A 25069-nucleotide genomic window follows, 5' to 3' on the forward strand; every position below is an offset into this window, starting at 1 on the left:
AGCATCGCGCCCGTGATCCACGAGCTGAACGGGCCCGGCGACGTCGACCTGGACGCCGTCCGGCGGGTGGCCTGGGCCGGGGAGGCGGTGCGGCTGGGCCCGGCGGCGCTGGCCGCCGTCGGGCGCCGTCGCGACGAGTTCGTCGCCTTCGTCGAGGCGCACGCCGCCGACCACCTGTACGGCATCACGACCAAGCACGACGTCGCGGCCCGCACCGTCCTCGACGACGCGGCCCGCGCCGAGTTCGGCCGCGTGCTCCCGCCGACCCCGCCGTCCCCGCTCACGGTCGGCCCGGCGCTGCCCGAGCGCGTGGTGCGGGCGGTGGTGCTCGCCCGGCTCACCGACGTGCTGCACGGCACGGCGGCGATCCGCCCGGCGACCGCCGAGCGGCTCACCGGGCTGCTCGACGGGCCCCTCCCGACGGTGCCCGAGGGCGGGCACGGCGACCCCGGCGACGTCGTCGCGCTGGGCCGGCTGCTGCGCCCGGCCTTCGAGGGCACCCTCGAGGTCGGCGAGGGGATGGCGCTGATCAACGGGTCGCCCGTCGCCTCGGCGGTGCTCGCCGACGCCGTCCTGCTCGGCGTCGACCGTGTCGGGCGGCTCGAGCCGGTCCTCGCCCTGGCCGCGGTGGCCGCGGGGCTGCCCGACATGCACGTCGACGCCCAGCTCGGCGTGCTGTGGGGCGACCCGCACCAGGAGCGGGTGCTCGCGCGGTTCCGCGAGCTCCTCGCCGGCGGCCGGTGGCCCCGCCGCGCCTACCAGGCGCCGGTGTCGTTCCGCAGCGCGCCGCGGGTGCTGGGCGGGGTCGCGCGCACGCTCGACCAGGCGCGCGAGGCGGCCACGACGTCGTTGCGCGCCGCGTCGAACAACCCGGTGTTCGTCGGGCCCGACGTGCGGCCGCCGCTGGGTGCCGTGCTCTCCAACGGCGGCTACCACGACCCGCTAGTCGCCCCGACGCTCGACGCGCTGGCCCACGCCTGGGCCGACCTCGCCCAGCTGGTCACCGCCCAGCTCAACCGCCTGACCGACCCGCCCGACGGGATCGCCGCCCTCGAGTCCGAGCCGCGGACCTCGCTCTTCCCGATGACGGCCTCGGGCTGGGCCGAGCAGGCACGCGCCGCCGCCCGGCCCAGCCTCGTCGGGCTCGGGCGCAGCGGGCAGACCGACACCAGCACGCCCGACGTCCTCGCCTGGCGCCGGGCCGTCGACGCCGGCGCCGCGCTCGACGCCCTGCTCGGCCTGCTGGCCGTCACCGCGACCCACCTCGTGGCGCGCCGCGGCGACACCCTGCCCCCGGCGCTCGCCGGGCTCGGCGCCGCCGTCCTGGAGCGCTACCCCGTGGACACCGCGCCGCTCGACGTCGCCGCCGCGCTCGACGCGGTGCTCGACCACCTGGCCCGCCGCTAGGCCGTCACACGGCACCGGGCCGTCGTCCTCGAAGAAGCCGCCGGTGGGGACGCCGTCCAGCTGCTGCGGCTCATCGCGCTCGGCCGGGCCTGCGCGGTGCTGCCGACCCGGCTCTGACACCCCGGACCCGAGTCCCACGGGGTCACGACGACGGGTCGGCGCGGTCGGCCAGGAACGGCACCAGGACCTCGGCGAGCTCGTGCGGGTGCGTGAGCGGCAGCATGTGCCCGCCGGCCGGGAGCGTCGCGGCCCCGATCCCCGGCCGCAGCGCGGCGAGGTCGTCCAGCCAGGCGGCCGGGGCGATGAGGTCCCGGGGCCCGCGCACCGCCAGCACCGGGTGGTCGAGCCCGGCGAGCACCGGCGCGAGCGCGTGCCGCCGCGCGGCGTCCATCGCCCGCGCGAAGGTCAGCAGGCCGGAGTGCGGGTAGTCGCGGAGCAGGAGCGGGACCTGGCCGAGCCGCTCGTGCCCGGCGGTCGCGAGCCAGCGGGCGGCGAGCCGGGGCCAGGTCGGTGCCCGGGGGTCGGTCGTGGGGCCCACCAGGACGAGCGCCCGCACCCGGTCGGGCGCCCGGCGGGCCGCCTCGGCCACGACCTGACAGCTCGCGGAGTGACCGACGAGCACGACCGGCCCGGCGCCGAGGGCATCGAGGCGCTCGAGCAGCCGGCACGCCGAGGAGACCGGGTCGAGGAGCTCGTCGGGGCGGGCCGGGAGCCCGTGCGCGGGCAGCGCGACCGCGGCGGTGCCGATCCGCAGCCGGCCCGCCAGCAGCAGCGCCGGCGCCCGCCACCCGTCGACGGAGAGCCCCAGCCCCGGCACGAGGACGACGTCCGGTGGGTCCCCGCCCCGCCGCAGCAGGTCCGGGGGCGCGCCGGGGAGGCGACGCCGGAGGTCGGTCACCGTCGGGGGCGGCGTGCGAGGGTCACGGTGGCCGGGGGCGCATTGCGCCAGATCGTGCGGCTGACGACGACCTCCTCGAACGCCTCGTGCAGGGCCCGCTCGGCGGCGCGGGCCCAGGGCAGGAGCCGCGCCCAGCTGTGCTGCACCTGGGTCAGGGCGCCGGTGGGCGTGAGCAGCGCCCCGGCGGCGGCCAGGAAGCCGCGATCCTCGGCGAGGCTGAGCGGGAGCGTGCTGACCACGAGGTCGACCCGTTCCCCGCGGGCGGCGAGCCCGGCGAGCGCGTCGACCGCGTCGTCGCGGAGGACCTCGACCGCCGGGAACCGCGCCGCCAGCACCGCGGCCAACCGGGGGTTGACCTCCACCGCGAGGTGCCGGCCCCGTCCGCCCAGGCGGCGCTGGACGACCGCGCTGGTCGCGCCGGCACCCGCGCCGAGCTCGAGCACCACCGGATCGCCGTGGTCGGGCAGCGGGGCGAGCGCGACGTCGCACGCCGCGGTCGAGGTCGGCCACGGTGAGGCCGTCGTCCACGGGGACCGGACGAACTCGCGGCTGAAGGTCAGGACGTCGGACACGGCGCTCTCCTGAGGCGTCGAGGTGGCCGCGCGAAGCTCCCCGCTGTCGGGTCCCGGTAAACCGTCCGACCCGGCGACCCGTCCGGCACGACTTGACCTCGTCCGGAGGATCTGTTCCGCTCGTCACAGGTTCCCCCTGTCGGCGGTCCAGCCCGCGGCCGATGACCCCCTCGCACCGATGACCGAGGACGGCCCATGCCACGCACCGCACCGCTCGCCCCTGCCACCGCTACCGGCCCCCGGCAGCCCGCCGGCGACGTCCCCCGCCCACGCACCGCGCGCGAGTGGCGCGACGCCCTGGACGACTACCGCCTGCCCGCCGGCCCCGACGGCTGGTGGGCCCCGGAGTTCCCCGGGGCCCCCGAGCACGCCGCGGGCCGCGCCGCCGGGTGAGCGGCGGGCGGCCCAGGAGGAGCCCGGACGACGTCGACCCGCCCACCGGAGGGTGGGCGGGTCGAGGTCGGGGGCGCGGAGGGTCAGCCCGAGTACACCGCGGTGGGCTGGTCGTCCGGGTCCAGCTCGTCCAGCTCGTCGTGGGCCGGCCCGCCGGCCGCGTGCGCCGGGGCCGGCGCGCCACGACGCATCAGGAACATCCGCACGCCCATCGCGGCGACGCCGGTGCCGGCGATCAGCGCGATCAGGACCGGGACACCCATGCCGCCGGCGGCGTCGTCCGCGGGCAGCGCGGAGTTGTTGCTCGCCGAGACGACGTTGGCGGCGGGGTCGGCGGGCGCCGCCGCCGCGGGAGCCGCCGCGGGTGCCCCCGCCGCGGGAGCGGGCGCCGCGAGCAGCTGGGACGCGGAGAAGGGGGCCGACGCCGTGCCGAGGCTCCCGGCGTCCGACGAGGCGGCCGTCTTGGGGGCCGTCGCCGCGGGGGCCTTGGCCGCCGGTGCGGCGGCCGCGGCACGGGGTGCCGGGGCCGCGGCCGCGGCCGCCGGGGCCGCCGCCGCGAGGCGCGGCGCCGCGGCGGCCGGTGCCGCAGCACCCGGGGCGACGGCGGCGGGCGCGGCCGCACCCGGGGCGGTTGCCGCCGGAGCCGCGGCCATCGGCGCGTAGGCCGGCGCCGGCGCGTAGTAGGTCGGCGGCGCCACCATCCGGACGTCCACGTCGCACCCCGGACGGGAGATCGACGACGGGATGTGCGCCGTGGTCCCCGGCGACCCCCCGACGGTGTAGTCCTGCGGCATGCCCACCTTCGGCGTCACCCGCACCGTGTCGCCCGGCGTGGCGGAGACGGTCTGCCCGCACGAGGCGGGGACGAGGGCCGTGGGAGCCGGGGCCGCGGACGCGATCCCCCCACCGAGCGCCACCGAGCCGAGCAGCAGCCCCCCGGCTGCGGCGGCCGTGGTGACCAGACGTGCGACGAGCGCCATCGTGGACCTTTCGCGGTGCTGCTGTGCCCATCCCGGCCCCTACCCGGGCGCGGAACGGGCTCCGACGCCCCTCCAACGAGGCAGCGGGCACTTGGTCACCGCCTCGGTGAGACCGAGTCGTGACGCCGTCGTCATCCCCGGGCGCTGGACTGTCCGGACCGGGGCCGGGAGGTGACGACGTGGGCGTCTGGGACATCGCCGCGCTCCCGCCGCGCGAGCAGTTCGGCTACTGGCACGAGGTCATCTGCCAGGCCTTCGTCCCCCTGACCCCGCACCGCACGGTCGACGAGGAGGGGTTCGCGGCCAAGGTCGAGACCCGGCCGCTCGCGGAGCTCTCCCGGGCCCGCCTGCGCGCCCGGCCGCAGCGCACCGACCACGGGCCGCGCGACGTCGCCCGCACCGACGGGGCGTACTACTTCGTCAACCTGCAGCTGGCCGGGCGCTGCGCCACGCGGGTGCGCGACGAGACGGTGGTGGTGGAGCGCGGCCAGTTCGTCGTCGTCGACACCACGCAGCCCTACTGGTTCCACCTCGACCAGCCGTGGCAGATGCTCTCCTACCGGCTCCCCCACGCCGCGCTCGCGGACGCGCTGCGGGGACGGCGGCTCACCCTCGGCCGCGCCGTCGACGGCACCGGGGCCGGCGCCGCGGTCACCGCGCTGATGACGGCGCTCTGGCCGGTCGCGCCCGGGACGCCGGGCGCCGACGACCTCACCGGGTCCTTCGCGGCCGCGGTCGCCGCGGCGCTCGCCGTCGACCCGCCGGGTGCGGCCGACCCCGCCGAGCGCCGCGCCGTGACTCGCGCCGCCGTGCGGGCCCACGTCGAGCGCCACCTCGACGGCGACCTGTGTGTCGCCGCGGTCTGCCGGCGGTTCGCGATCTCCCCGCGGACCCTGCACGGCCTCTTCGCCGACGCCGGCGAGTCCTTCGCCGCGACCGTGCGCCGCCTGCGCCTGGAGCGGTGCGCGGCGCTGCTCGCCGACCCCGCGACCACGCGCAGCGTCACCGCGATCGCCGCGGCGCACGGCTTCGCCGACCCGACGTCGTTCAGCCGCGCGTTCCGCCGCCGCTACGGCGTCGCGCCCCGGGAGGTGAGGGCCGCGGGGACGGTGCCGGACGGGCCCTGAGCAGTCGGGGCCGGGGCGCTGCACGAACGGCCAGCCCCCGTGCACGCACGGCCGAGACGCCGGGTCGTCCCCCGGCGATCCTGGCGGCGTCCCCGACGTCCGAACCCTCCAGGAGCCGGCCGTGGCCGTGTCGTTCACGTTGTCCCCCGAGCAGGAGGCGCTCAAGGCCGCGGCCCGCGCCTTCGCCACCGAGCACCTGCGGGACCTCGCCGCCGCCGTCCGCGCCGAGCCCGACCCGCTGAGACGCGCGCTGCTGGCGCGGCCGGTCTTCGAGAAGGCGGTCGGGCACGGGTTCCTCAAGGGCCTGATCCCCGCCGCGGTGGGCGGCGCCGCCGGCGGCGGGGTGGAGGCGGCGCTCTTCGTCGAGGAGTGGGCCACCGAGAGCCCCGACTTCACGATCTCGTTCGCCGGGCCGCTCATCGCCCTCATGCCGGTCTACGAGGTCGGCACCCCCGAGCAGGTGCGGCGCTTCGTCGCGCCCTTCCTCGCCGACTCCGGCGCCCCGCTCGCCGCCATGGCCTTCAGCGAGCCCGGCGGGAGCGCCAACTTCGACGCCGCCCCGCCCGCGGCCGGGATCACCACGACCGCCGAGCGCGACGGCGACCACTACGTCCTCCACGGGACCAAGGCCTGGGCGTCACACCTGTCGGGCTGGGACGGCGACGGCCCCGACCTCATGACGGTGGTGTGCCGGGCCCCGGGCGGGATCTCGCTGATCGTGGCCGAGCGCGAGCACCTCGCCGGGCACCTCGAGGTCGAGGCCCACCACGACCTCCCCGGGCTGCGCGGCTGCCTCACCTCCCGGGTCCGCCTGCACGACGTGCGCGTCCCGACGGCGAACCTGCTCGGCGAGGAGGGCCAGGGCGCCGCGCTGACCCGCCGGGCGTTCCTGCCCAGCGGCGCCTCGATCGGTGTCTTCTCCGTCGCGGCGATGCGCGGCGCGTTCGACGTGGCCTTCCGCTTCGCCCGCGACGAGACCCGCGGCGGGAGCGCCGCGATCCTCACCCACCAGGCGGTCTCCGACGTCCTGGCCGACGCGAAGGCCCGCATCGAGGCCGTCCGCCTGCTGTCCTGGCGGGCCCTCGACGCCGTGATGTCCGGGCACCCCGCGGCCCTCGAGCTGGGCCTGCACGCCAAGGTCCTCGGCTCGGAGACCGCCGTGCAGGTGATCAACGCGCTGGTGGGGGTCGTCGGGGTCTCGGCCTACGACGAGGGGTTCCCGCTGGTGGAGTACCTCCACGAGGCGCTCGCGTACCCCGTCATCGAGGGCAGCAACATCGGGGTGCGCCGCCGCCAGCTCCAGGAGCTCTTCCTGTCCCCCGACTACGACCCGCTGGCCGCGTCGGGCATGGCCTGACGCCTCGACGTCGTCGGGGTCAGCCCTCCTGGGCCGCGGTGGCGGCCCGCAGCCGCGTGTCGAGCTCGGTGAGCTGGTCGCGCAGGGCGGCGATCTCGGCGCCGTCCATCCCGGTCGCGAACTCGACGTCCCGCTGCACGCCGCGCGCCTTCTCCCGCAGCGCGACCCCCTCCTCGGAGGGGGCGATCTCGAGGGTGCGCTCGTCCTCCGGACGACGACGACGGGTCAGCAGGCCCTGCCTCTCGAGGCGCTTGAGCAGCGGGGACAGCGTGCCCGAGTCGAGGTGGAGCTGCTCGCACAGCGACCCCATCGTCACGGCCTCCTGCTCCCAGAGCACGAGCATCACCGCGTACTGGCTGTAGGTGAGCCCCAGCTCCTCGAGCCCCTGCCGGTAGCAGGCGGTCATCGCCCGCGAGGCCGACACCATCGCGAAGCACAGCTGCTCGTCGATGGACGTGGTGCGCCCGGTCGGGGTCGTGTCCGCCGTGGTCATCCACCCAGGGTAACCACGTCGGACGCCCGGTCCGACCCGTCCGTCCCCCTCGGCGGACCGTGGCCGGCGCGCCCGGTCCGGCACGCGGCCGGACCGGGGCCCGGGCTCACTTCGGGTCGAGCACGAAGACCGGGATCTGCCGGTCGGTGTTCTGCTGGTACTCGGCGTAGGACGGGAAGGCATCGACCGCCCGCTCCCACCACTGCGCCCGCTCCTGCCCCGACACCTCGCGGGCGACGTAGGTCTTCGTCTCGGTGCCGTCCTGGAGCGGGAACTCCGGGTGCGCCTTGATGTTGTAGTACCAGACCGGGTGCTCGGGAGCGCCGCCCTTGGAGGCGACGACGGCGTAGCTGCCGTCGTGCTCGACGCGCATCACCGGCGTGTACCGGCGCTTGCCGGACTTCGCGCCCCGCAGCGTCAGCAGCACCACCGGCGCGCCGCGTACCTCGACGCCCTCGGTCGTCCCGTTCTCGAGGATCTTCTCGGTCTGGCCCTTGACCCAGTCGGTCGGGCTGAGTTCCACCTGGTCGTCGCTCACGTCCCCGGGAACCCCGTCGGGCCCCGACCTCATTCCCGCCGCGCCGCCGGACGGCGTCGCGGAGGCCTCCCGGGTGCAGTCGAGATGCTGATACCCCGGCGACGCCCGCCCGGCCGACGATTTCCGGCAACGCCCCGCGGGGCCCGACGTCGAGGGAGTCCGATCATGAGCGAGACCACGATCGTCCTGGTGCACGGCGCCTTCGCCGACGCCTCCGGCTTCGCGGGGCTGATCCGCGAGCTGCGGGACGCCGGCCACCGGAGCTTCGTCGCGCCGCCGAACCCGCTGCGCACCCTGTCCGGGGACGCCGCGGCGCTGGCGGCGGTGGTGTCGGCGATCGACGGGCCCGTCGTCCTGGTCGGCCACTCGTACGGCGGTGCGGTCGTCACGCAGGCCTCGGCCGGGCTGGACAACGTCACCGGCCTGGTCTACCTCGCCGCCTTCGGCCTCGACGTCGGGGACAGCTGCGCGAGCGTGACCGAGCCGTTCGCGCCGCCGCTGCTGGCGAGCACCTCCTACGCGAGCTCCTACGACGCCCCCGGCGCGCCCGGTGGCCCCGACCTGTTCATCCGGCAGGACCGCTTCCGCGAGACCTTCTGCGGCGACGTCCCGGTCGACGTCGCCGACGTCATGGCCACCACCCAGCGACCGCTCTCGGCGGCTGCGCTCGGCGAGCAGGCCACCAGCGCGGGGTGGCACACCAAGCCGTCCTGGTACCTGGTCTCGGACGGCGACAACATGATCAATCCCGACGCCGAGCGCTTCATGGCCGAACGGATGGGCGCCACCACGGACACGATCCACGGCTCGCACTGCGCGTTCGTCTCCCAGCCCGTGACCGTGGCGGAGTTCGTCGCCCAGGCGATCAAGTAGGAGGGATCACCAGGCGGTCGGCTCCATCTCGGCGGCCATCTCCCGCCACGCGACCGGCTCGCCGCAGTGCGCGCACGTCATCCGCGGCTCCGCCCGGTGCCCGCAGCCGCGGTGCACCAGGCGGACCGGTGGGACGTCGTTCTCGTGGCGGTCGCCCCACGCCATGAGGGCGACGAGCACCGGGTAGAGGTCGGCGCCCTTGGCCGTGAGGCGGTACTCGTGCCGCGGCGGGGAGTCCTGGTAGCGGACCCGCTCGAGGACGCCCTCCTCGGTGAGGACACGCAGCCGGTCGTTGAGCACGTTGGCGCCCAGGCCGAGCTTGGTGCGGAAGTGGTCGTAGCGGCGCTCGCCGCGGAAGCACTCGCGCAGGATCATCATCGTCCAGCGCTCGCCGATCACCGACCACGTCCGGGCCACGGAGCAGTAGACGTCGCCCAACTCGTCGTGCCTCACACCCCGCAGTGTAGGACTCGTTCCGAGTCCTACCTGCTTGCAGGCCTGTCGGGGCAGCCGTTACCGTCGCACTCGAATCGAGTCCGACCCACCGACGGAGGCGAGCGTGCCCTTCTACCAGTTCACCGTCCCGACCGGCGACGCGACGCTGGACCACCGGGCTGAGGTCGCGGCCGCGATGACCAAGGTGCACGCCGAGGTGACGGGGGCGCCGAGCGCCTACGTGCACTGCTCGTTCACCGAGGTGGCCCCGGGCAGCATCTTCGTGGCCGGTGAGCCGGTGACCGGCCCGCGCATGGTGGGCGTCATCCGCTCCGGACGCTCGGCCGAGGTGCGGGGCCGCCTGCTCCACGAGCTCGCCGACGCCTGGTGCGAGATCACCGGGCTGGCGAAGAAGGACGTGGCGATCTTCCTGACGGAGGTCCCGGGCGCCAACGTGCTCGAGGACGGCGCGGTGCTCCCCGAGGCCGCGGACGACCCGGTCTAGCCGCCCGTCGCGACGGTCCGCGAGGACAGCTCCGCCGGCGTGTTTCGGGCCTCGGTCAGGGTGACGGTCGCGCCGAGCACCTCGCCGGTGTCGGCGCGGCGGGTGGAGACCACCACGTCGAAGGCGCGGGGGCGGTCCGGGGCCGCGCACGGCACGACGATGCGGACTGGTGTCCGGAGCTGCCCGCGGATGGCCGCGCGGATCGCGCGCCCGACCTCGGCGCTGGGCTCGTCACCGCCTGCGTCGCACGCCGCGAGGTAGGAGCAGCCGACACCCGCCGCGCGCGGATCCCCGCCGTTGGCCAGGCAGAAGGCGTCCCAGGCGGGGTTCGTCCACACGATGACCCCGTCGGAGTCCAGCAGGGCGATCTCACCGTCGTCCGCGGCCTCGCCCGGCGCGTGCGGGAGCGCCGCCGCGCGGGTCCGGCCCACGACGACCTGGCGGGCGGCACGGATGGCGCCGTCGAGTTCCTCGCAGAGGTCGAGCAGGACGTCGCGCCGGTGCGGGTCGAGTGTGGAGGCGACGGCGGTGAGCCGGAGCACCACGTGCATCACCTCGCCCAGACTGCGGGCGCTGAGCTCGTGGAGGAGCTCCTCGGCGACGTCCTGCCGCGCGGCCCGCACGAGCGCGCGGGCGGTCTGCTCCGGGATGGGGTCGAGATCGCGGTCGGTGATCACGACACCTCCGGCGGACGACCGCGTGTCTCCCCCGCACCGTCGGGGATCGACGATTCGCCGCGGGATCGCGAGAATGGGTCCGCGGATGCGGCACGTCGTCGTCTCGTCAATTCCGCCCCTCGCCACGCGCGCCCGGCCTCCCGGCCGATCCGGCGCCGGGGTCAGGGGCTCCGCTCGGTGATCCGCACAGTAGCGACGTTTCCACCGTCGGGGCAACCGTGGCGACGGTCCGGGTGAGAATCCTCGGAATTCCGGATGCCGACAGTTCTGGCGTGCGCGGCGACCGCGTGCCCGTCGTGCTGGAATGGCGGCATGAACAGCACGGGCAGCACGGCGGAACGGGCGCCGGAGGCCGACCCGGCGGGGCGCGAGGCGGCGCTGCTCGCGGCGCTGGTGGACCTCACCTCGAAGCTGGTGTCCGACTTCGACGTCGTCGAGGTGCTCGAGGACCTGACCGGCTACAGCGTCGACCTGCTGGCGGTCGATGCGGCCGGACTGGTCCTGGCCGACGACCACGGCACCCTCCGGGTGATGTCCTCCTCCACCGACGAGGCCCGCCAACTGGAACTGTTCCAGCTCGCGACCTGCGAGGGACCGTGTGTGGACGCCCACGCCACCGGCGCCCCGGTGGCGTCCGGCGACCTCGACGAGCACCGGGACCGGTGGCCGCGGTTCGTCGCACGAGCCCGTGACCTGGGCATCCGTGGGGTGCACGCCCTGCCCCTGCGCTGTCCCGACGGTGCCCTCGGCGCGCTGAACCTGTTCACCGTCACGCGGCGGGGGCTGCCGGAGGCCGACCTGCGCGCCGCGCAGGCCCTCGCCGACGTCGCCAGCACCGTGCTCCGGCAGCAGCGCAGCCTGCACGAGGCGCACCGCACCGCCGCCCAGCTCCAGACCGCCCTGGACCACCGCGTGATCATCGAGCAGACCAAGGGCGTCCTCAGCGAGCGCGGCGGGATCAGCGCGGACGAGGCCTTCGTGCGGCTCCGCCGGTTCGCGCGGAAGAACAACCTGAAGATCACCGACGTGGCCCGCGCGGTGATGGACGACGCCCTCGACACCACGCCGCTGCTGGGCTCCTGAGCCGCGGAGCGAAACACGCGCCACGAATCGTCCACCATGCGAAAGGCCGTGCCCGGAGCGTCGTGGGTCGCGCCGATCCGGAACAGATCTCCGATTGGCTCAACCTGCCTCCGCCTCGAGCTTCCAGCGGGCCTGCGCGACGGAGACGTCGTGGTTCAGCGAGTCGATGTCGTACGCGCCGTAGTGGCGTCGACCGTTCACGAAGAACGTCGGCGTGCCCGAGACCCCGCTGCGGTCGGCGGACTCGAGGTCGGCGGCGACCCGCTCGGCGGCGTCGGGCGAGCGCAGGTCGCGTCGGAAGCGCTCGACGTCGAGACCCAGCGCCTCCGCGTGGTGCTCGAGGTCGATCGCGCGCAGCTCGTCCTGGTGGTCGAGCAGCCGGTCGTGCAGGTCCCAGAAGGCGCTCTGCGCGGCGGCCGCCTCGGTCGCGCGGGCGGCCAGCTCCGCGTGGGGGTGGACGTCGCGCAGCGGGAGGTGGCGCCACACGTAGCGCACGTCGCCGTGCTCGGCGAGGAGCTCCCGCACGCTCGGCTCGGCCTGCCCGCAGTAGGGGCACTCGAAGTCGCCGTACTCGACGACGGTGACCGGGGCGTCGTGCGGGCCGCGGATGTGGTCGCGGTCCGGGTCGACCGCGTCGAGGAGGTCGATGATCACCGGGGAGGAGCCGAGCAGCGCGCTGCGCCGCCGCGACGCCGGCATGAGCGCCAGGGCGCGGAACACCAGCCACGTCACGACCGGCGCGACGACGGCCGAGGCGAGCACCCCCAGCTTCGCCTCCGCCAGCGCGGGTCCGGTGAACGCGAGCGAGGCGATGAGCAGCGCGACCGTGAAGCCGACGCCGGCGATGGTGCCGCCGCCGACCACCCCGCCCCACCCCACCGGCGGGCGCAGCCGGCCGCGGGTGAGCCAGGTGACCAGCGCCGAGGTGCCCACGATGCCGACGGGCTTGCCGACGACGTAGGCCACGAGCACCGCCCACGTCGTCGGGGAGGTCGCCGCCCGGGCGAGGAAGGCGCCGTCGAGCGAGATCCCGGCGTTGGCCAGCGCGAACAGCGGGACGACCAGGAACGACACCCAGGGCGAGACCACCGCCTGGAGCCGGTCGTTGGGCGACACCGCGGCCCGGACCCCGACGCTGGCCGACCGCGCCAGCTCGGCCGTCGGCTGCTCCCGGAAGGCCCGCACGAGGTCGGTGGCCCGCTCGAGGTCCCCGCGGGCGGCGGGGTAGGCGAAGGTCAGCAGGCCCATCGCGAGCCCGGCCGCGACCGGGTCGAGCCCGCTGGCGAGCAGCGCCGCCCAGGTGCCGATGCCGAGCGACACGTACACCGGGGTCGACCGCGCCCCGAGCGCGCGGATCCCGACGACGACGCCGATCAGCGCGACCGCGACCAGCAGGCCGGGCAGCCGGACGTGCTCGGTGTAGGCGATCGCGATCACCACGAGGGCGGCGAGGTCGTCCACGACGAGCACCGTCACCAGGAACGAGCGCAGCGTCGCCGAACGCGTCCCGACCAGCCCGAGCAGCCCGAGGGCGAGCGCGGTGTCGGTCGACATCACCACGCCCCAGCCGTGCGCGGTCGCGCTCCCGGCGGTGAGCGCGAGGTAGAGCCCGACCGGGACGGCCATGCCGAGGAGCCCGGCCAGCAGCGGGAGCACCAGGCGCGGCCGCTCGCGCAGCTCCCCCAGGTCGAACTCGCGGCGGGCCTCGAGGCCGACCAGGAAGAAGAACAGCGTCATGAGCCCGCCGTCGACCCACGCCCGCAGGTCCTGGGAGAGCGCCTCGTCGCCGAGGCGGACCTCGAACGGCATCGCCCACAGCCCCTCGTACGACGCCGGGGCGACGTTCGCCCACACCAGCGCGACGACGGCGGCCGCGACGAGCGCCGCGGCCGGCGCGTTCTCGCCGCCGAGCAGCCGGCGCACCCGCCGGGCCCACGACAGGTGCCAGGGGGTCTGCCCGGTCATCGTGCCGGGCTCGGGCTCCACGGGAGTCGACGGTAGCCGAGCCCGCCGCCCGGCCGAAGCGTGATCGTCACCCCTCGACGAGCGACTGCGTGCCGAGCACGATCGCGAGCGCGAGGCGCTCGGCGTCCTCGGTACCGGGCTCGGCGGTGTAGACCATGATCCGGACGTCGTCGGTGGCGACGAACAGCGTGTCGCAGTCCAGCGTGATCGGTCCGACCGCCGGGTGCTCGACCGTCTTGCGCTTCGACGGGTCCGGCCGCGGTCCGGGGTGGGCGCCGGACTCCCAGAGCTCGGCGAACCGGGGACTCGCCGCGCGGAGCTCGCGGACGAGCCGCGCGAGGCCCCGGTCGGCGGGGTAGCGCGCGGCGGTCATCCGCAGGTCGGCGGCGAGGTGGGCCACGTGCTGGGCGTGCTCCTCGGGCGTGTGCACCACACGGGTGCCCGTCCCGACGACGTTGCGCCACACCGCGTTGCGCTCCGGGCCGCGCCACGTCGAGGTCTCCCCCATGAGCGCGTCGAACGGGGCGTTCGCGACCAGCAGCGTCCACGCCGCGTCGTAGACGACGACGGGGGTGTGGGTGAGCCGGTCGAGGAGCCGCTGCACGCTCGGGGTGATGCGCGAGGGCACGACGTCGGGCCCGGGCGCGACGTGGCCGGCCAGTTCGTGGAGCAGGTCGCGCTCGGCGTCGTCGAGCCGCAGCGCGCGGGTCAGCGCCTCCACCACCTGCGCCGACGGCGACGTCGCCCGCCCCTGCTCGAGCCGGGTCAGGTAGTCGGTCGAGATGCCCGCGAGCCGGGCGAGCTCCTCGCGGCGCAGACCGCGGGCGCGGCGCCGGCCGCCCGGGGGCAGGCCGACGGTCTCCGGCGTGACCCGGTCCCGGGCCCGGCGCACCAGCCGCCCGAACTCCCACGTGTCCACGACGCCGAGTGTGCTCGCGGCTCCCGGCCCTGTCCTGGTCCTGGCAGTCCTACGGCGGTGCAGTCCTACGACGGTGCAGTCCTACGGCGGTGCAGTCCTACGACACGCGGACGCCTGCCTGGCCGCCCGTCGTCGTCGCAGGCTCGGCGCCATGACCACGACACTCGTCACCGGCGCCACCCGCGGCATCGGCCGGGAGACCGCCCGCCAGCTCGTCACCGCCGGGCACACCGTGTACGTCGGCGCGCGCGACGACGACCGGGGTCGCGCCGTCGCCGAGGAGATCGGCGCCCGCCACGTCCGGCTCGACGTCACCGACGACGAGTCGGTCGCCGCGGCCCTCGCGCAGATCGAGGCCGAGGGCGGGCTCGACGTCCTCGTCAACAACGCCGGCATCGCGATGTGGGGGCGCAACGGCCCGGACGCGCTCGCCATGTTCGACACGAACTGCGTCGGCGTCGTCCGGGTCACCGAGGCCGCGCTGCCGCTGCTGCGCAGGTCCGGCAACCCCGTCGTCGTGAACATCTCCAGCGCGCTCGGCTCGTTCACCGCCAACCACGACCCGGCCAAGCCCGCGTCGCAGGTGCAGGCCATCGTCTACGGCGCCACCAAGGCGGCCGTCTCGATGCTCACCGTGCAGTACGCCCGGGCCGTGCCCGAGGTGAAGGTCAACGCGCTGGAGCCGGGCTACACCGCGACCGAGCTCGGCGGCGTCGCGAACCCGCACGGACGCCCGGTGGGCGTCAGCGCGGCCACCGTCGTGCGCATGGCCTCCCTCGGCCCGGACGGCCCGACCGGCACCTTCGTCGAGGACGACGCCGAGCTCGGCTGGTGAGCCTCGCGGCTCCCGACGGCGTCCAGTCCCGACGGCGTTCGGGGGCTCGTCGGTCCGCCGTGTGGCGCGCGCCCTGACGGTCGCGGGGTGGAACGCCGATCGGCAGCAGGGGTGTGTCGCCAACCCTGGACTTCCGTGGGTCTTGTCATCGCGCGCGTGGCTGTCGTGGGCGCCGGCGCCGCCTACCGTCGGAGGAGCGGACGGGGCCCGACGTCGACCCTTCCGGGGCGGCCCGACGTCGACCGCGGGCTCCGGACCCGCGTCCAGCAGACCGTCCCCCCGCGTGCCGGGCCGCGCTCCGCGCCCGGCGGCACGAGCCGACGCCACGAGCTCGGGGGCGGCGCGACACCGCGCACGACGGACGGGCCCTGACGGGCCGTCCCGAGGAGATCCGATGACGCAGCCAGCCAATCGCACGAGCACCACCCGACGACGTGACGACGCAGCCGACGAGTCCGCCCAGCCCGCCCGGCGCACCGGCACCGCCCGCCGCACCGGCACCGGCAGCGGCAGCGGCAGCGGCAGCGGCGAGCGCACCGAGCGCGTCCGGGCCACGGGGTCCGACGAGCGCACCCGGTCCGCCGGGCGCACCGCGTCCGGTGAGCGCAGCACCTCCGGCGAGCGCACCGCCTCCGGTTCCGCCGCACGGCGTACGGCGACCGGGAACGGTGACGCCCAGCCCGAGGGCCGGCCCGGTCCGCAGGGGCCGCCCGGCGAGAAGGGACAGCCCGGGGAACGGGGACCGGCCGGCGACCAGGGCCCGCGCGGCGACCAGGGCCCGCAGGGTCCGCCCGGTGACCAGGGCGAGCAGGGCACCCACGGCGAGCAGGGCGAACCGGGCGACCGCGGCGAACAGGGGCCGCAGGGCGAGCAGGGCACCCACGGCGAGCAGGGCGACCAGGGGCCGCAGGGCGAGCAGGGCGACCAGGGCGACCAGGGGCCGCAGGGCGACCGCGGCGAGCAGGGCAGCCGCGGGGAGCAGGGCAGCCGCGGGGAGCAGGGCGGCCGCGGGGAGCAGGGCACCCGCGGGGAGCAGGGGGTCCAGGGCGAACAGGGCGTGCACGGGTTCCCGGGCCCGCAGGGGGCACCCGGTGAGCAGGGTCTCCAGGGCACGCAGGGCGAGCAGGGCGTGACCGGCGACCGGGGCGCTCCCGGTCCGCAGGGCCCGGCCGGTCCCCGCGGCGAGCAGGGGCCGCAGGGCGAGCCCGGCCCCGCCGGCCCGCAGGGTCCCCCGGGACCGCAGGGCGAGCCCGGCCCGGCGGGCCCTCCCGGTCCGCAGGGTGCTCCGGGGCCGCAGGGCGCTCCGGGTCCGGAGGGTCCGCAGGGGTGGATCGCCGAGCCGGCGCGGCGCGGCGACGGCCGGTCCACCGACGGCCGGGATTCCCGGGCCGAGCTCGTCGACGTCGAGGACTCGGACACCGACCGCGGCGACGGCGGGTTGGGGCACGTGGTGGTCTCCACCCTGCTGTTCCCGCTGCACGCGGCGGAGGCGACGGTCCGCTTCGGGCTCCGCTCGATCGGGCTGCTCCGGCGGAGCGACCGCTCCTGAGCACCGCGGGGCGAGGGCGCGGGTCCGCCCGGAGGTCTCGTCTCTCCGGGCGGACCCCGTCGTCGTCCCCTGCGGCCGACCGGTCGGCGTCACGCGGCCCGCAGGCCGCGCAGGACGATCGCGGCGAACCGGCGCGCCGCGGCGGCGCGCGCCGCGCCCGTCGCAGCGCGGACCCCGCCGTGGGCGGTGAGCGCGAGGACCAGGTCGGCGGCCCCGACGTCGGGACGCAACTGCCCCGTGGCCCGGGCCCGCCGGACCACCTCGGCGAGGACGTGGTGGCTGTGGGCCCGCTCGGCGTCGAGGTCGGCCGCGTCCGGGTAGGTCGCCGCGAACGCCTCGACGAAGCCGGCGGTGCGCGCGTACAGCTCGCCGCCCCGTTCGACGAGGTGGCTCACCGCGCGCCACGGGTCGGGCTCCGCGAGGGCTCCGTCCACCACGCCACGGCACTCGCCGACCTGGTCGGCGAAGGCCGCGACGGCGAGCTCCCGCTTCGTCGCGAACCGGCGGTAGACCGTGGCCGGCGCGACCCCCGCGGCCCGGGCGACGGCGCTCACCGGGACGCCGAAGCCCTCGTCGGTGAACAGGGCGCGAGCCGCCGCGACCACGCGATCGCGGTTGTCGGCCGCGTCGGCACGCAGGGAGCGAGACGATCGGGCCGCCACGTCTCTCACTCTAGGGCCGCGCCCGCCGTCCTTCCCTAGCGTCGGTGGCCGGTCCCCCCCGGCGGGACCGGCGAGGAGGCGGTGGTGAAGGCGATCGTGATCCGGGCGTTCGGTGCGCCCGAGGGCCTGGCGGTCGTCGACGTGGCGGACCCGGCGCCCGGGCCGGGCACGGTGCTCGTCGACGTCGAGGCGATCGGGGTGGGCGGGGTCGACGCGGTGATCCGGCGGGGAACGCTCGGGGCGTACGGGTTCGCGGAGGGCCACGTGCCCGGCAGCGAGGTCGCGGGCACGGTGCGGGCGGTCGGTGAGGACGTCGAGGCCTCCTGGGTCGGCCGCCGGGTGTGGGCCTTCACCGGCACGGGCGGCGGCTACGTCGAGCGTGCGGTGGCCGCGGCGTCGGAGCTCGTCGAGCTCCCCCACGGGCTGTCCGCCGCGGACGCGGTGGCCCTCGGGAGCGCGGGGATCGTGGCCCACTTCGGCCTGTCCCACGCCCGGTTCGCCGCCGGCGAGTCGGTGCTGGTGCGCGGGGCGGGCGGCAGCCTCGGGATCACGACGGTGCAGCTGGCGGCCCGGGGCGGCGCGGGGGCGGTCGGCGTCACCACCTCGTCGCCGGCCCGCGGCGCCCGGCTGCACGACCTCGGCGCCACCCACGTCCTCGACCGCGCCGGGAACGGCGACCCGGAGGCGCCCGCGGAGTGGGACGTCGTCGTCGACGTCGTCGCCGGACCGGACCTCCCATCGTTCCTGGCCCGCCTGCGCCCGAACGGCCGCCTGGTGGCGGTGGGCGCCGTCGGCGGGATGCCGCCCGCGGACTTCGGGACGACGCTGCTGGCTGCCTTCCAGCGATCCCTGTCCTTCGCCACGTTCAGCGCGGCGACCGTGCCCGAGGCCGACCGCCACGCCGTGCGGACCGCGCAGTTCGCCGCCGCGGCGGACGGCGGCCTGCGCACGGTCGTCCACGAGGTGCTGCCCCTGCACCTCGCCGAGCAGGCCCACCGGGCCATGGACGCGGGCGAGGTGTTCGGACGGATCGTGCTGGTGCCGTGAGTGCTCGGGGCCGGCGGGATCAGACCACCACCGGGGCCTGCATCGCGGCGATGAGCTGACCGGTGTCGACGAACCCCCGCAGCGCTGACACCCGGCCGTCGGCGGCGAAGGTGAACAGGTGCACCTCGGTGTCGATCACTCGGCGTCCGGTGGCGCGCACGGTGTAGTCGACGTCGACGAAGGCCGCGACCTGGTCGGCGTTCTCGAGCATCGTCGCGACGGAGAACTCCGCCATCTCGAGCTCGGCGGCGCACTCGAAGAACCCCACCACCTCGGCCTTGCCGGTACGGGCCCGCTCGATCTCCAGGCCTGCCGCCTGCCCGGAGTGCCCCGGACGCTGGTGGTTCCAGGTCACGTCCTCGGTGAGGTGGTCCAGGATCGCGGGCAGGTCCCCCCGCCCGAACGCCTCGTAGATCGCGGTCACCGTGGCGGTGTGGCCGGAGGGGTCCATGAGGTCACGCTCCTTCCCGACGGTGCTCGGTGACCGTCGACGAGGTAGCACAGAGTGACACTCATGCCGAGTTGGTGGGGTCGCTGTCGCCTATCCGTCCGATAACACCCGGTTCTGCTGTGACGAAGAGTGGTCGACGGATCGCTGTAGGACGAGGTCCGCCCCGTCACCCGGTGCGGCGCAGCGCCTCCGGGGTCAGGTCCTTCATCGTCGGATAGCCGTCGACCGCCATGATCAGATCGACCTCGGCGAGGATCATCCGCAGCACGTGCTCGACGCCCGCGGTGCCGCCGACCGCGAGGCCCCAGGTGACCGGGCGCCCGATGCCGACCGCGCTCGCACCGAGCGCCATCGCCTTGACGACGTCGGAGCCGCCGCGCACGCCCGAGTCGAACAGCACCGGCAGCCCGTCCGCGGCCTCGAGCACGTCGGGCAGGCACTCGAGCGTGGTGAGGCCGCCGTTGGCCTGCCGCCCGCCGTGGTTGGAGCAGTAGATCGCGTCGATGCCGAGGTCCTTGATGCGCCGGGCGTCCTCGGGGTGACAGACGCCCTTGGCCATGATCGGCAGGTCGGTCTCCGCGCGGAGCCACTCCAGATCCTCCCAGCGGAACGGTCCGCCGAAGATCGGGAGGTTCTGGATGAACGTCTCCACGGGGTCGTCGCCCGGGTACTTCCGCCGGAACTCCGGGTCGCTGGTGTAGTTGGTGAGGCAGGTGCTCGGCACCTGCGGGTAGTGCGAACCCCGCAGGTCCCGGGGCCGCCACCCGGTGACCCACGTGTCCAGGGTGACCGCGATGCCCCGGAAGCCGGCCGCCTCCGCGCGGTGCACCAGGCTCGCCGCCAGGTCGCGGTCCGGCGGCGTGTAGAGCTGGAAGAAGCCAGGGGTGTCCCCCAGTGCCGGGGCCACGTCCTCCATGGGGTCCGCCGAGAGCGTGCCCGCGAAGAACGGGACTCCGGTCCGGGCCGACGCCTCCGCGCAGTGCAGGTCACCGTGCCCGTCCTGGGAGCAGGGCCCGTACACGCCGATCGGTGCCATGAAGATCGGCGACGGGAACCGGATCCCGAACAGCTCGATCGACAGGTCCCGCTCCTCGGGCGCGACCAGCATCCGCGGGTAGAGCCCCCACCGCTCGAACGCCCGGACGTTGGACCGCTGCGTGTGCTCGTCACCGGCACCGCCGGCCACGTACCCCCAGGTCTTGGGGGTCATCATGTGCGACGCCTTCTCCTCGAGGTCCGCGAACGCGATCGGGTACTGCGGCGAATCCCCGCGCCGCCCCTGCGCGTACAGCTCGTCCTGGTACTCGGCGAACGTCATGGCACAGGGTGACCCGTTCGATGCGCCAACCAACCTGTTCGAGGTGGCCGAGAAGTGCCGGTTCTTCGGCCGACGCCGCACCGAGGCGATCGACGCGCGCCGACCGCGGTGGCAGTCTCGTCCGCGTTCGACCACGTCGCCCGGGGCTCCCGCTCCCCTCCCTGGTGCCGAACCGAGGAGGACCGGGATGGACGACCGGGCCGGCTACACGATCGCTCGCGGGACTGCCGACGCCGACCGGCTCGCCCGGATGTCGTCGGTGATGGCCACCTCGACGCTCCGGTTCCTGCAGGGCGTCGGGCTGCGGGCCGGCGCCTCGTGTCTGGACGTCGGCTGTCGCGACGGCCAGGTCGCGATCGACATGGCACGACTCGTCGGGACGGCCGGGCGGGTGGTGGGCGTCGACGCGGACGACGGTGCCCTCGACATCGCCAGGCGTGCCGCTCGGGACGCCGGGGTGCACGCCGACTTCGTCCACGCCGACCCCGCCCGGGACTGTCTCCCGTTCACCGACGTCGACCTCGCCTTCTCGCGGCTGCTGCTCAGCCACCTGGTCGAGCCGATGGCCGCGCTCCGCGCGATGGTGTCGACCGTCCGTCCGGGTGGCGTGGTCGCGGTCGAGGACCTGTTCACCCCGACGCTGCACGCCGAGCCGCGGGTGACCGCGCTGGAGGACCTCGCCGAGGTCTACAGCGCCACCGTCCGTTTCCACGGCGGTGACCCCACGATCGGGCCCCGCCTCGGGGCCCACCTCGGTGCCGCCGGACTCGTCGACGTCCATGAGGAGACGGTCGAGAACCGCATGACCACCACCTCGCAGAAGATGTTCCTCGCCGAGCTGCTCGACAACATGCACGAGGCGATCGCGTCGGCCGGCACGGCGACACCGGACCAGGTCCGCAGCATCCGGACCGCCGTCGCCACCGAGGCGGAGCGCGCCGACACCGTGTTCGTCCAGGCCCGGATGCACCAGGTGTCCGCCCGCCGACCGCCCCGGTAGCGCCCGGGCCAGCCTGCCGTCGGCGTGTGTCGTCGCGCCAGCAGGGGGTCAGGCGGCCGGGGTGGTGTGCCAGGGGCGGTTGTGGCGTGGTCTTTGGTGGGGGTCGATGTAGGTGGGTGGGGTGAACCAGGGCAGCCCGTCGACCATGTGGACGTGCCAGCCGGAGTGGTGGATCAGGCTGTGGTGGTAGCTGCAGAGCAGCACGCAGTTGTCGAGGCTGGTGTCGCCGTCGTCGGCCCAGTGGCGGATGTGGTGGACCTGGCAGCGGCGGGCGCGGCGGCGGCAGCCGGGGTGGGCGCAGTGGCGGTCGCGGGCGATCACGGCGCGGCGTAGGGCGCGGGTGACCAGGCGGTGGCTGCGGCCCAGGTCGAGGGGTTCGCCGCGGGTGCCCAGGACGAGGGGGATCAGTTCGGCGTCGCAGGCCAGTCGGCGGGCGGTGTCGGGGCGGATCCAGGTGTTCTCGCCGAGCAGGGCGAGGCGGCCGGTGTGGCCGTCGCCGGGGCTGGTGGTGGGCTCGGGCAGGTTCGACAGCGCCGCGCGCAGGGTTTGGTAGTTCAGGGTGAGGGTGAGCGCGACCCGTTCCCCACCTTCGACATCGGCGCGGCTCCAGCCCGGCGGACCCTGACCCGGCGCCCCCTCACCAGGTGGCGTGGCGTCCCCGCCGGCGCGCGGGGCAGCGGGGACGTCGTCGGCGCCGGCGTCATCGGTGTCCTCGCTGTCGTCGGCGCAGCGTTGGCCGGCGCAGCCTTCGTCGGCGCTCGCGCCGTCGGCGCTGACGTCGAGGTCGGCGGCTGCCTCGTCAGGGTCGTCGCGCTCACCGGGGTCGGCGTCGGGGTCGGGGAAGATGCCGGCGGCGGTGGTGTCCTCCGGCTCACCGCGGTTGTTCTGGCCGGGCTCGCTGCTTTCGGGCTGGTCGGGCTGGTCGGGGGTGTTGAGGCCGCGGGTGAGGGCTTCGGTGGCGAGGTCGAGCAGGGCGTGGGCGCGGCGGGCGGGCAGGGTGTGCAGCGCGGCCTCGTCGGCGCTGTAGCCCCGCGGCCCCGTGCCGGTACCGCTGCCGGTACCGGTGTTGGGGGCGGGGTGGTCGTCGGGGACCTGGTCCGGTGGTGGGGTCGCCGCGGACAGCGCGGTGTGCAGGGCTTCGGCGGCGGCGGGGTCGCGGTAGGTGAACCGGCCGACCAGACTGCCGTTGCGCCGCCGCAGGTAGTGCAGCTCGTTGTCCGGGGCCGGGGTGTCGGTGGGGGCGGTGCCATCGGGGTCGAGCAACGCCAGGATCGCGGTCGCGGCCTGGGCCAGCGCGGCGGGGCTGTGGGTGGCCGCCAGCGCCGCGAGCTCGGCCTCGGTGGTGGCCAGCACCTCGGCGGGCAGGGCGGGTTGCACGAGCCCGAGGCGGTCCATGCTCCGGCGGATCACCTCGACGTGGCCGGGCCCGATCACCCCGGCCCCCACCTGCTCCGCGGTCGCGGGCAGCTCCGCCGCCACCACCGCCCCGGACGGTGACACCGACGCCGTCAACACCCGGGCGTGACGCGAGAGTCGGAGGGCTTCGGCGGGGTCGATGCGCAGCTGGTCCTCCAGCAGCCGCGAGGCGTACCGGTAGCCGGACTCGGCCAGCGCCTCCGACGCCGCCAGCGCCGTCAGGGCCCGGTAGCAGCGGGCGTGGGCGTGCCGCAGCACCGTCCACGCCGCCGACAGCTCGGCGAGCACCGCCCGCGACGCCGCCGACAACCCGGCCCCATCACCGTCGTCAGCCGCGGACACCCCCGGCACCACCCAGCCGGGATCGGGGCCTTCGGACCGGTCGAGCTCGGCGTCGATCAACGCGGAGAGCTCGTCGTCGATCCAGCCGCCCAGCTCCTCCACGGCGGCCTGCTCGACCAGGAACGCTTCGGAGGGGACGTCGTCCTCCCACCAGAAGGGTTCGACCGGGGCGACCATGCACCCAGTGTCGAACATATGTTCGAACAACGGAAGCCAGCGGACGGCGCAATTCGATCTCCGCAGATGGATCACCCTGGCCGTTGCGCCAGATGGACCCGCCTGCACAGACGGCTCTCCTGCACAAGGCTTGCATCTGCGACACGGTCGAGGGAACGTCTCGTGCCGTGACCCTCACCGCGCCTGCCCCCACGCGCCGCTTCGCCCTGACCCCTCCGGAGAAGCGGTCAGTAGCGGGGATGACGGGGTTCGTGGTGCTGCTGCACGTGCTCGGCTGGGGCACGCTCGCGTTCTTCATCGCGCCGGCGCACTACCAGCTCGGCGGGGCGGGCGTCTTCGGCCTCGGTCTCGGCCTCACCGCCTACCTGCTCGGGATGCGACACGCCTTCGACGCCGACCACATCGCCGCGATCGACAACACCACCCGCAAGCTCCTCGCGGACCGGAACGGCGACGGGGAGCGCACGGGGGACGGCGCCGAGGACCGTCCCCGGCCGCTCTCGGTCGGATTCTGGTTCTCGCTGGGCCACTCGACGATCGTGTTCGTCCTCGTGCTGCTCCTCGGGCTGGGCGTCCGGGCGGTCACCACGGAGATCGGCGACGACAACTCCCCGCTCAAGGTCATCGGCGGCCTCGTCGGGACCGCGGTGAGCGGCGTGTTCCTCCTCCTGATCGGCATCATCAACCTCGTCGTGCTGATCGGGATCGTGCGGATCTTCCGGCGGATGCGCCACGGCGACTACGACGAGGCCGAGCTCGAGCGCCACCTCGACGAGCGCGGCTTCATGAACCGCATCCTCGGGCGCGTCACCAAGGCCGTCCGCAAGCCCGTGCACATGTACCCCACGGGCGTGCTGTTCGGCCTGGGCTTCGACACCGCCACCGAGATCTCGCTGCTCGTGCTCGCGGGCGGCGTCGCGGCCGCGACCCTGCCGTGGTGGGCGATCCTCGTGCTGCCCGTCCTGTTCGCGGCCGGCATGAGCCTGTTCGACGCCCTGGACGGCGCGTTCATGTGCTTCGCCTACGGCTGGGCGTTCATGCGGCCGGTCCGCAAGGTCTTCTACAACATCACCATCACGACGCTGTCGGTCGTCGTCGCGCTCGTCATCGGTGGCATCGAGCTGGTGTCGATCCTCGCCGAGCAGCTCGACATCGAGCACGGACCGCTGGCGTGGATCGCCGGGCTGGACCTCGGCAACGTCGGGTTCGTCATCGTCGGGCTGTTCGTGGCGGCGTGGGTGGCAGCGCTCGCGGTGTGGAAGCTCGGCCGCGTCGAGGAGCGCTGGCAGCAGGATCTGCGCGCCTGACGGACGGGCGCGTCGTCGGCAGGAGGCGGCGCACCAGCACGACGGCGAGCACCACCGCGAGCCCGGTGACCGTGTCGACGACGAAGTGGTGGCCGGTGGCGAGGACGACCGCCACCGTCAGGGCCACGTGCGCCACCGCGAGGCCCCGGACCCACGGCCTGGTGCTCAACAGGACCAGGCCGACCGCGCTGACGGCCGCCCAGGCGACGTGCAGCGACGGCAGCGCGCCGAACGGGTCCGGGGGCGCCGGCTCGCCGCACGCCAGTCCCGAGCCCGGGAGCAGACAGGGCGGCGCTACCGGGTACGCCCAGAACACGGCGTAGGCGAGCAGGGTGGTGGCGACGAAGGTGGACCGCATCGCCCGGTACCGCTCGACGTCGTGGACCACGAGCAGGATCGCGACGACGGCGGGGACGAGGTAGATGCTCTCGGCGTAGTAGAGGTGTGCGGCGTCGAGGAGCGCGGAGTGCCCGGCCAGGGCGTCGTACCAGGACCGCTCGACGTCGACCCCCCAGGCGGCTTCGAGGTCCCACAGGGCGTGGCCGTGCCCGACGGCGCCCGCCGCGTCGCCGAGCGCGTGGGGGACGACGAGGTCGTAGAGGTCGAGGAGGACCCAGAGGAGGACCAGCTCGGTCACCACGAGCGTCACGCTCTCCCACCAGCGCTGCTCGACGAGACGGCCGGTGGGGACCGCGACGGGACCCGCCGTCGTCAGGACCATGGTCAGGAGTATGTCGACCATG

General features: G+C 75.4%; 26 protein-coding genes. 12 read left to right on the plus strand and 14 right to left on the minus strand.

Annotated features, from left to right (window positions below):
• Nucleotides 1-12: 12 nt before the first annotated feature.
• Nucleotides 13-1407 carry an aromatic amino acid lyase gene (locus HH311_RS01470; protein WP_169181809.1) on the plus strand — a complete coding sequence of 465 codons (1395 nt, stop codon included), beginning with the start codon at nucleotides 13-15 and terminating at the stop codon, nucleotides 1405-1407.
• Between the two features lie 142 nt (nucleotides 1408-1549).
• Here the strand turns inward: HH311_RS01470 and HH311_RS01475 are convergent, their stop codons facing one another.
• Both HH311_RS01475 and HH311_RS01480 read right to left on the minus strand, forming a co-directional pair.
• On the minus strand, nucleotides 1550-2305 hold the full coding sequence (locus tag HH311_RS01475; RefSeq protein WP_169181810.1) for an alpha/beta fold hydrolase: 756 nt from the start codon (nucleotides 2303-2305) through the stop codon (nucleotides 1550-1552).
• Nucleotides 2302-2877 carry a methyltransferase domain-containing protein gene (locus tag HH311_RS01480; protein WP_169181811.1) on the minus strand — a complete coding sequence of 192 codons (576 nt, stop codon included), beginning with the start codon at nucleotides 2875-2877 and terminating at the stop codon, nucleotides 2302-2304. The genes HH311_RS01475 and HH311_RS01480 overlap by 4 nt, the downstream gene beginning before the upstream one ends.
• A 195-nt stretch (nucleotides 2878-3072) precedes the next feature.
• Here HH311_RS01480 and HH311_RS01485 point away from each other — a divergent pair, with 195 nt between their 5' ends.
• Entirely contained in the window at nucleotides 3073-3270 is a 198-nt protein-coding gene (locus HH311_RS01485; protein WP_169181812.1) for a hypothetical protein, read from the plus strand.
• Between the two features lie 83 nt (nucleotides 3271-3353).
• On the opposite strand, the gene HH311_RS01490 is transcribed toward HH311_RS01485, so the two are convergent.
• The gene (locus HH311_RS01490) at nucleotides 3354-4250 is read right to left on the minus strand and encodes a hypothetical protein (protein WP_169181564.1); all 897 of its coding nucleotides are present in this window, start codon (nucleotides 4248-4250) and stop codon (nucleotides 3354-3356) included.
• A 179-nt stretch (nucleotides 4251-4429) separates the two neighbouring features.
• Here HH311_RS01490 and HH311_RS01495 point away from each other — a divergent pair, with 179 nt between their 5' ends.
• A complete protein-coding gene (locus HH311_RS01495; RefSeq protein ID WP_169181813.1) occupies nucleotides 4430-5377 on the plus strand; it encodes a helix-turn-helix domain-containing protein in 948 nt (315 codons plus the stop codon).
• Between the two features lie 121 nt (nucleotides 5378-5498).
• Nucleotides 5499-6734 carry an acyl-CoA dehydrogenase family protein gene (locus tag HH311_RS01500; RefSeq protein ID WP_169181814.1) on the plus strand — a complete coding sequence of 412 codons (1236 nt, stop codon included), beginning with the start codon at nucleotides 5499-5501 and terminating at the stop codon, nucleotides 6732-6734.
• A 19-nt stretch (nucleotides 6735-6753) separates the two neighbouring features.
• Here the strand turns inward: HH311_RS01500 and HH311_RS01505 are convergent, their stop codons facing one another.
• Both HH311_RS01505 and HH311_RS01510 read right to left on the minus strand, forming a co-directional pair.
• Nucleotides 6754-7227 (minus strand): MarR family winged helix-turn-helix transcriptional regulator, encoded by a 474-nt coding sequence (locus HH311_RS01505; RefSeq protein WP_169181815.1) that lies wholly within the window; start codon nucleotides 7225-7227, stop codon nucleotides 6754-6756.
• Between the two features lie 106 nt (nucleotides 7228-7333).
• Entirely contained in the window at nucleotides 7334-7765 is a 432-nt protein-coding gene (locus HH311_RS01510) for a nitroreductase family deazaflavin-dependent oxidoreductase (RefSeq protein ID WP_312029869.1), read from the minus strand.
• A 165-nt stretch (nucleotides 7766-7930) separates the two neighbouring features.
• On the opposite strand from HH311_RS01510, the gene HH311_RS01515 reads away from it, so the two are divergent.
• On the plus strand, nucleotides 7931-8638 hold the full coding sequence (locus HH311_RS01515; RefSeq protein ID WP_211189464.1) for an alpha/beta hydrolase: 708 nt from the start codon (nucleotides 7931-7933) through the stop codon (nucleotides 8636-8638).
• Between the two features lie 6 nt (nucleotides 8639-8644).
• Here the strand turns inward: HH311_RS01515 and HH311_RS01520 are convergent, their stop codons facing one another.
• Entirely contained in the window at nucleotides 8645-9091 is a 447-nt protein-coding gene (locus HH311_RS01520) for a winged helix-turn-helix transcriptional regulator (RefSeq protein ID WP_169181817.1), read from the minus strand.
• A gap of 106 nt (nucleotides 9092-9197) precedes the next feature.
• On the opposite strand from HH311_RS01520, the gene HH311_RS01525 reads away from it, so the two are divergent.
• Nucleotides 9198-9578 (plus strand): 4-oxalocrotonate tautomerase family protein, encoded by a 381-nt coding sequence (locus tag HH311_RS01525; RefSeq protein ID WP_169181818.1) that lies wholly within the window; start codon nucleotides 9198-9200, stop codon nucleotides 9576-9578.
• On the opposite strand, the gene HH311_RS01530 is transcribed toward HH311_RS01525, so the two are convergent.
• Nucleotides 9575-10255, minus strand: coding sequence for a PAS domain-containing protein (locus HH311_RS01530; RefSeq protein ID WP_169181819.1), 681 nt, complete (start codon nucleotides 10253-10255; stop codon nucleotides 9575-9577). The genes HH311_RS01525 and HH311_RS01530 overlap by 4 nt on opposite strands.
• A gap of 312 nt (nucleotides 10256-10567) precedes the next feature.
• Between HH311_RS01530 and HH311_RS01535 the strand changes: the two genes are divergently transcribed.
• The gene (locus HH311_RS01535) at nucleotides 10568-11338 is read left to right on the plus strand and encodes a GAF and ANTAR domain-containing protein (protein WP_169181820.1); all 771 of its coding nucleotides are present in this window, start codon (nucleotides 10568-10570) and stop codon (nucleotides 11336-11338) included.
• A 99-nt stretch (nucleotides 11339-11437) separates the two neighbouring features.
• Here the strand turns inward: HH311_RS01535 and HH311_RS01540 are convergent, their stop codons facing one another.
• Both HH311_RS01540 and HH311_RS01545 read right to left on the minus strand, forming a co-directional pair.
• The gene (locus HH311_RS01540) at nucleotides 11438-13324 is read right to left on the minus strand and encodes a Na+/H+ antiporter NhaA (protein ID WP_312029870.1); all 1887 of its coding nucleotides are present in this window, start codon (nucleotides 13322-13324) and stop codon (nucleotides 11438-11440) included.
• A gap of 46 nt (nucleotides 13325-13370) precedes the next feature.
• Nucleotides 13371-14222, minus strand: coding sequence for a helix-turn-helix domain-containing protein (locus tag HH311_RS01545; RefSeq protein WP_169181821.1), 852 nt, complete (start codon nucleotides 14220-14222; stop codon nucleotides 13371-13373).
• A gap of 151 nt (nucleotides 14223-14373) precedes the next feature.
• Between HH311_RS01545 and HH311_RS01550 the strand changes: the two genes are divergently transcribed.
• Nucleotides 14374-15057 (plus strand): SDR family NAD(P)-dependent oxidoreductase, encoded by a 684-nt coding sequence (locus HH311_RS01550; protein WP_169181822.1) that lies wholly within the window; start codon nucleotides 14374-14376, stop codon nucleotides 15055-15057.
• 394 nt (nucleotides 15058-15451) lie between these two features.
• Nucleotides 15452-16606 carry a collagen-like protein gene (locus HH311_RS01555; protein ID WP_169181823.1) on the plus strand — a complete coding sequence of 385 codons (1155 nt, stop codon included), beginning with the start codon at nucleotides 15452-15454 and terminating at the stop codon, nucleotides 16604-16606.
• 89 nt (nucleotides 16607-16695) lie between these two features.
• Here the strand turns inward: HH311_RS01555 and HH311_RS01560 are convergent, their stop codons facing one another.
• Complete coding sequence (locus HH311_RS01560; protein WP_312029871.1) at nucleotides 16696-17268, minus strand: helix-turn-helix domain-containing protein; 573 nt, start codon at nucleotides 17266-17268, stop codon at nucleotides 16696-16698.
• A gap of 84 nt (nucleotides 17269-17352) precedes the next feature.
• Between HH311_RS01560 and HH311_RS01565 the strand changes: the two genes are divergently transcribed.
• Complete coding sequence (locus tag HH311_RS01565) at nucleotides 17353-18315, plus strand: zinc-binding dehydrogenase (RefSeq protein ID WP_169181825.1); 963 nt, start codon at nucleotides 17353-17355, stop codon at nucleotides 18313-18315.
• Nucleotides 18316-18334: 19 nt separating this feature from the next.
• Here the strand turns inward: HH311_RS01565 and HH311_RS01570 are convergent, their stop codons facing one another.
• Together HH311_RS01570 and HH311_RS01575 are read right to left on the minus strand one after the other, a co-directional pair.
• Entirely contained in the window at nucleotides 18335-18766 is a 432-nt protein-coding gene (locus HH311_RS01570; protein WP_169181826.1) for a nuclear transport factor 2 family protein, read from the minus strand.
• 166 nt (nucleotides 18767-18932) lie between these two features.
• Nucleotides 18933-20084 (minus strand): alpha-hydroxy-acid oxidizing protein, encoded by a 1152-nt coding sequence (locus HH311_RS01575; protein ID WP_169181827.1) that lies wholly within the window; start codon nucleotides 20082-20084, stop codon nucleotides 18933-18935.
• A gap of 187 nt (nucleotides 20085-20271) precedes the next feature.
• Here HH311_RS01575 and HH311_RS01580 point away from each other — a divergent pair, with 187 nt between their 5' ends.
• Nucleotides 20272-21084 carry a methyltransferase domain-containing protein gene (locus tag HH311_RS01580; RefSeq protein ID WP_169181828.1) on the plus strand — a complete coding sequence of 271 codons (813 nt, stop codon included), beginning with the start codon at nucleotides 20272-20274 and terminating at the stop codon, nucleotides 21082-21084.
• 48 nt (nucleotides 21085-21132) lie between these two features.
• Here HH311_RS01580 and HH311_RS01585 read toward each other — a convergent pair whose 3' ends face one another.
• Nucleotides 21133-23019 carry a DUF222 domain-containing protein gene (locus HH311_RS01585; protein WP_169181829.1) on the minus strand — a complete coding sequence of 629 codons (1887 nt, stop codon included), beginning with the start codon at nucleotides 23017-23019 and terminating at the stop codon, nucleotides 21133-21135.
• 167 nt (nucleotides 23020-23186) lie between these two features.
• Here HH311_RS01585 and HH311_RS01590 point away from each other — a divergent pair, with 167 nt between their 5' ends.
• Nucleotides 23187-24326 carry a HoxN/HupN/NixA family nickel/cobalt transporter gene (locus tag HH311_RS01590; RefSeq protein ID WP_312029872.1) on the plus strand — a complete coding sequence of 380 codons (1140 nt, stop codon included), beginning with the start codon at nucleotides 23187-23189 and terminating at the stop codon, nucleotides 24324-24326.
• On the opposite strand, the gene HH311_RS01595 is transcribed toward HH311_RS01590, so the two are convergent.
• A complete protein-coding gene (locus HH311_RS01595) occupies nucleotides 24229-25068 on the minus strand; it encodes a phosphatase PAP2 family protein (RefSeq protein ID WP_169181831.1) in 840 nt (279 codons plus the stop codon). The genes HH311_RS01590 and HH311_RS01595 overlap by 98 nt on opposite strands.
• Nucleotide 25069 lies beyond the last annotated feature (1 nt).

Source organism: Actinomycetospora sp. TBRC 11914 (assembly GCF_012933465.1).
Lineage (GTDB): Bacteria > Actinomycetota > Actinomycetes > Mycobacteriales > Pseudonocardiaceae > Actinomycetospora.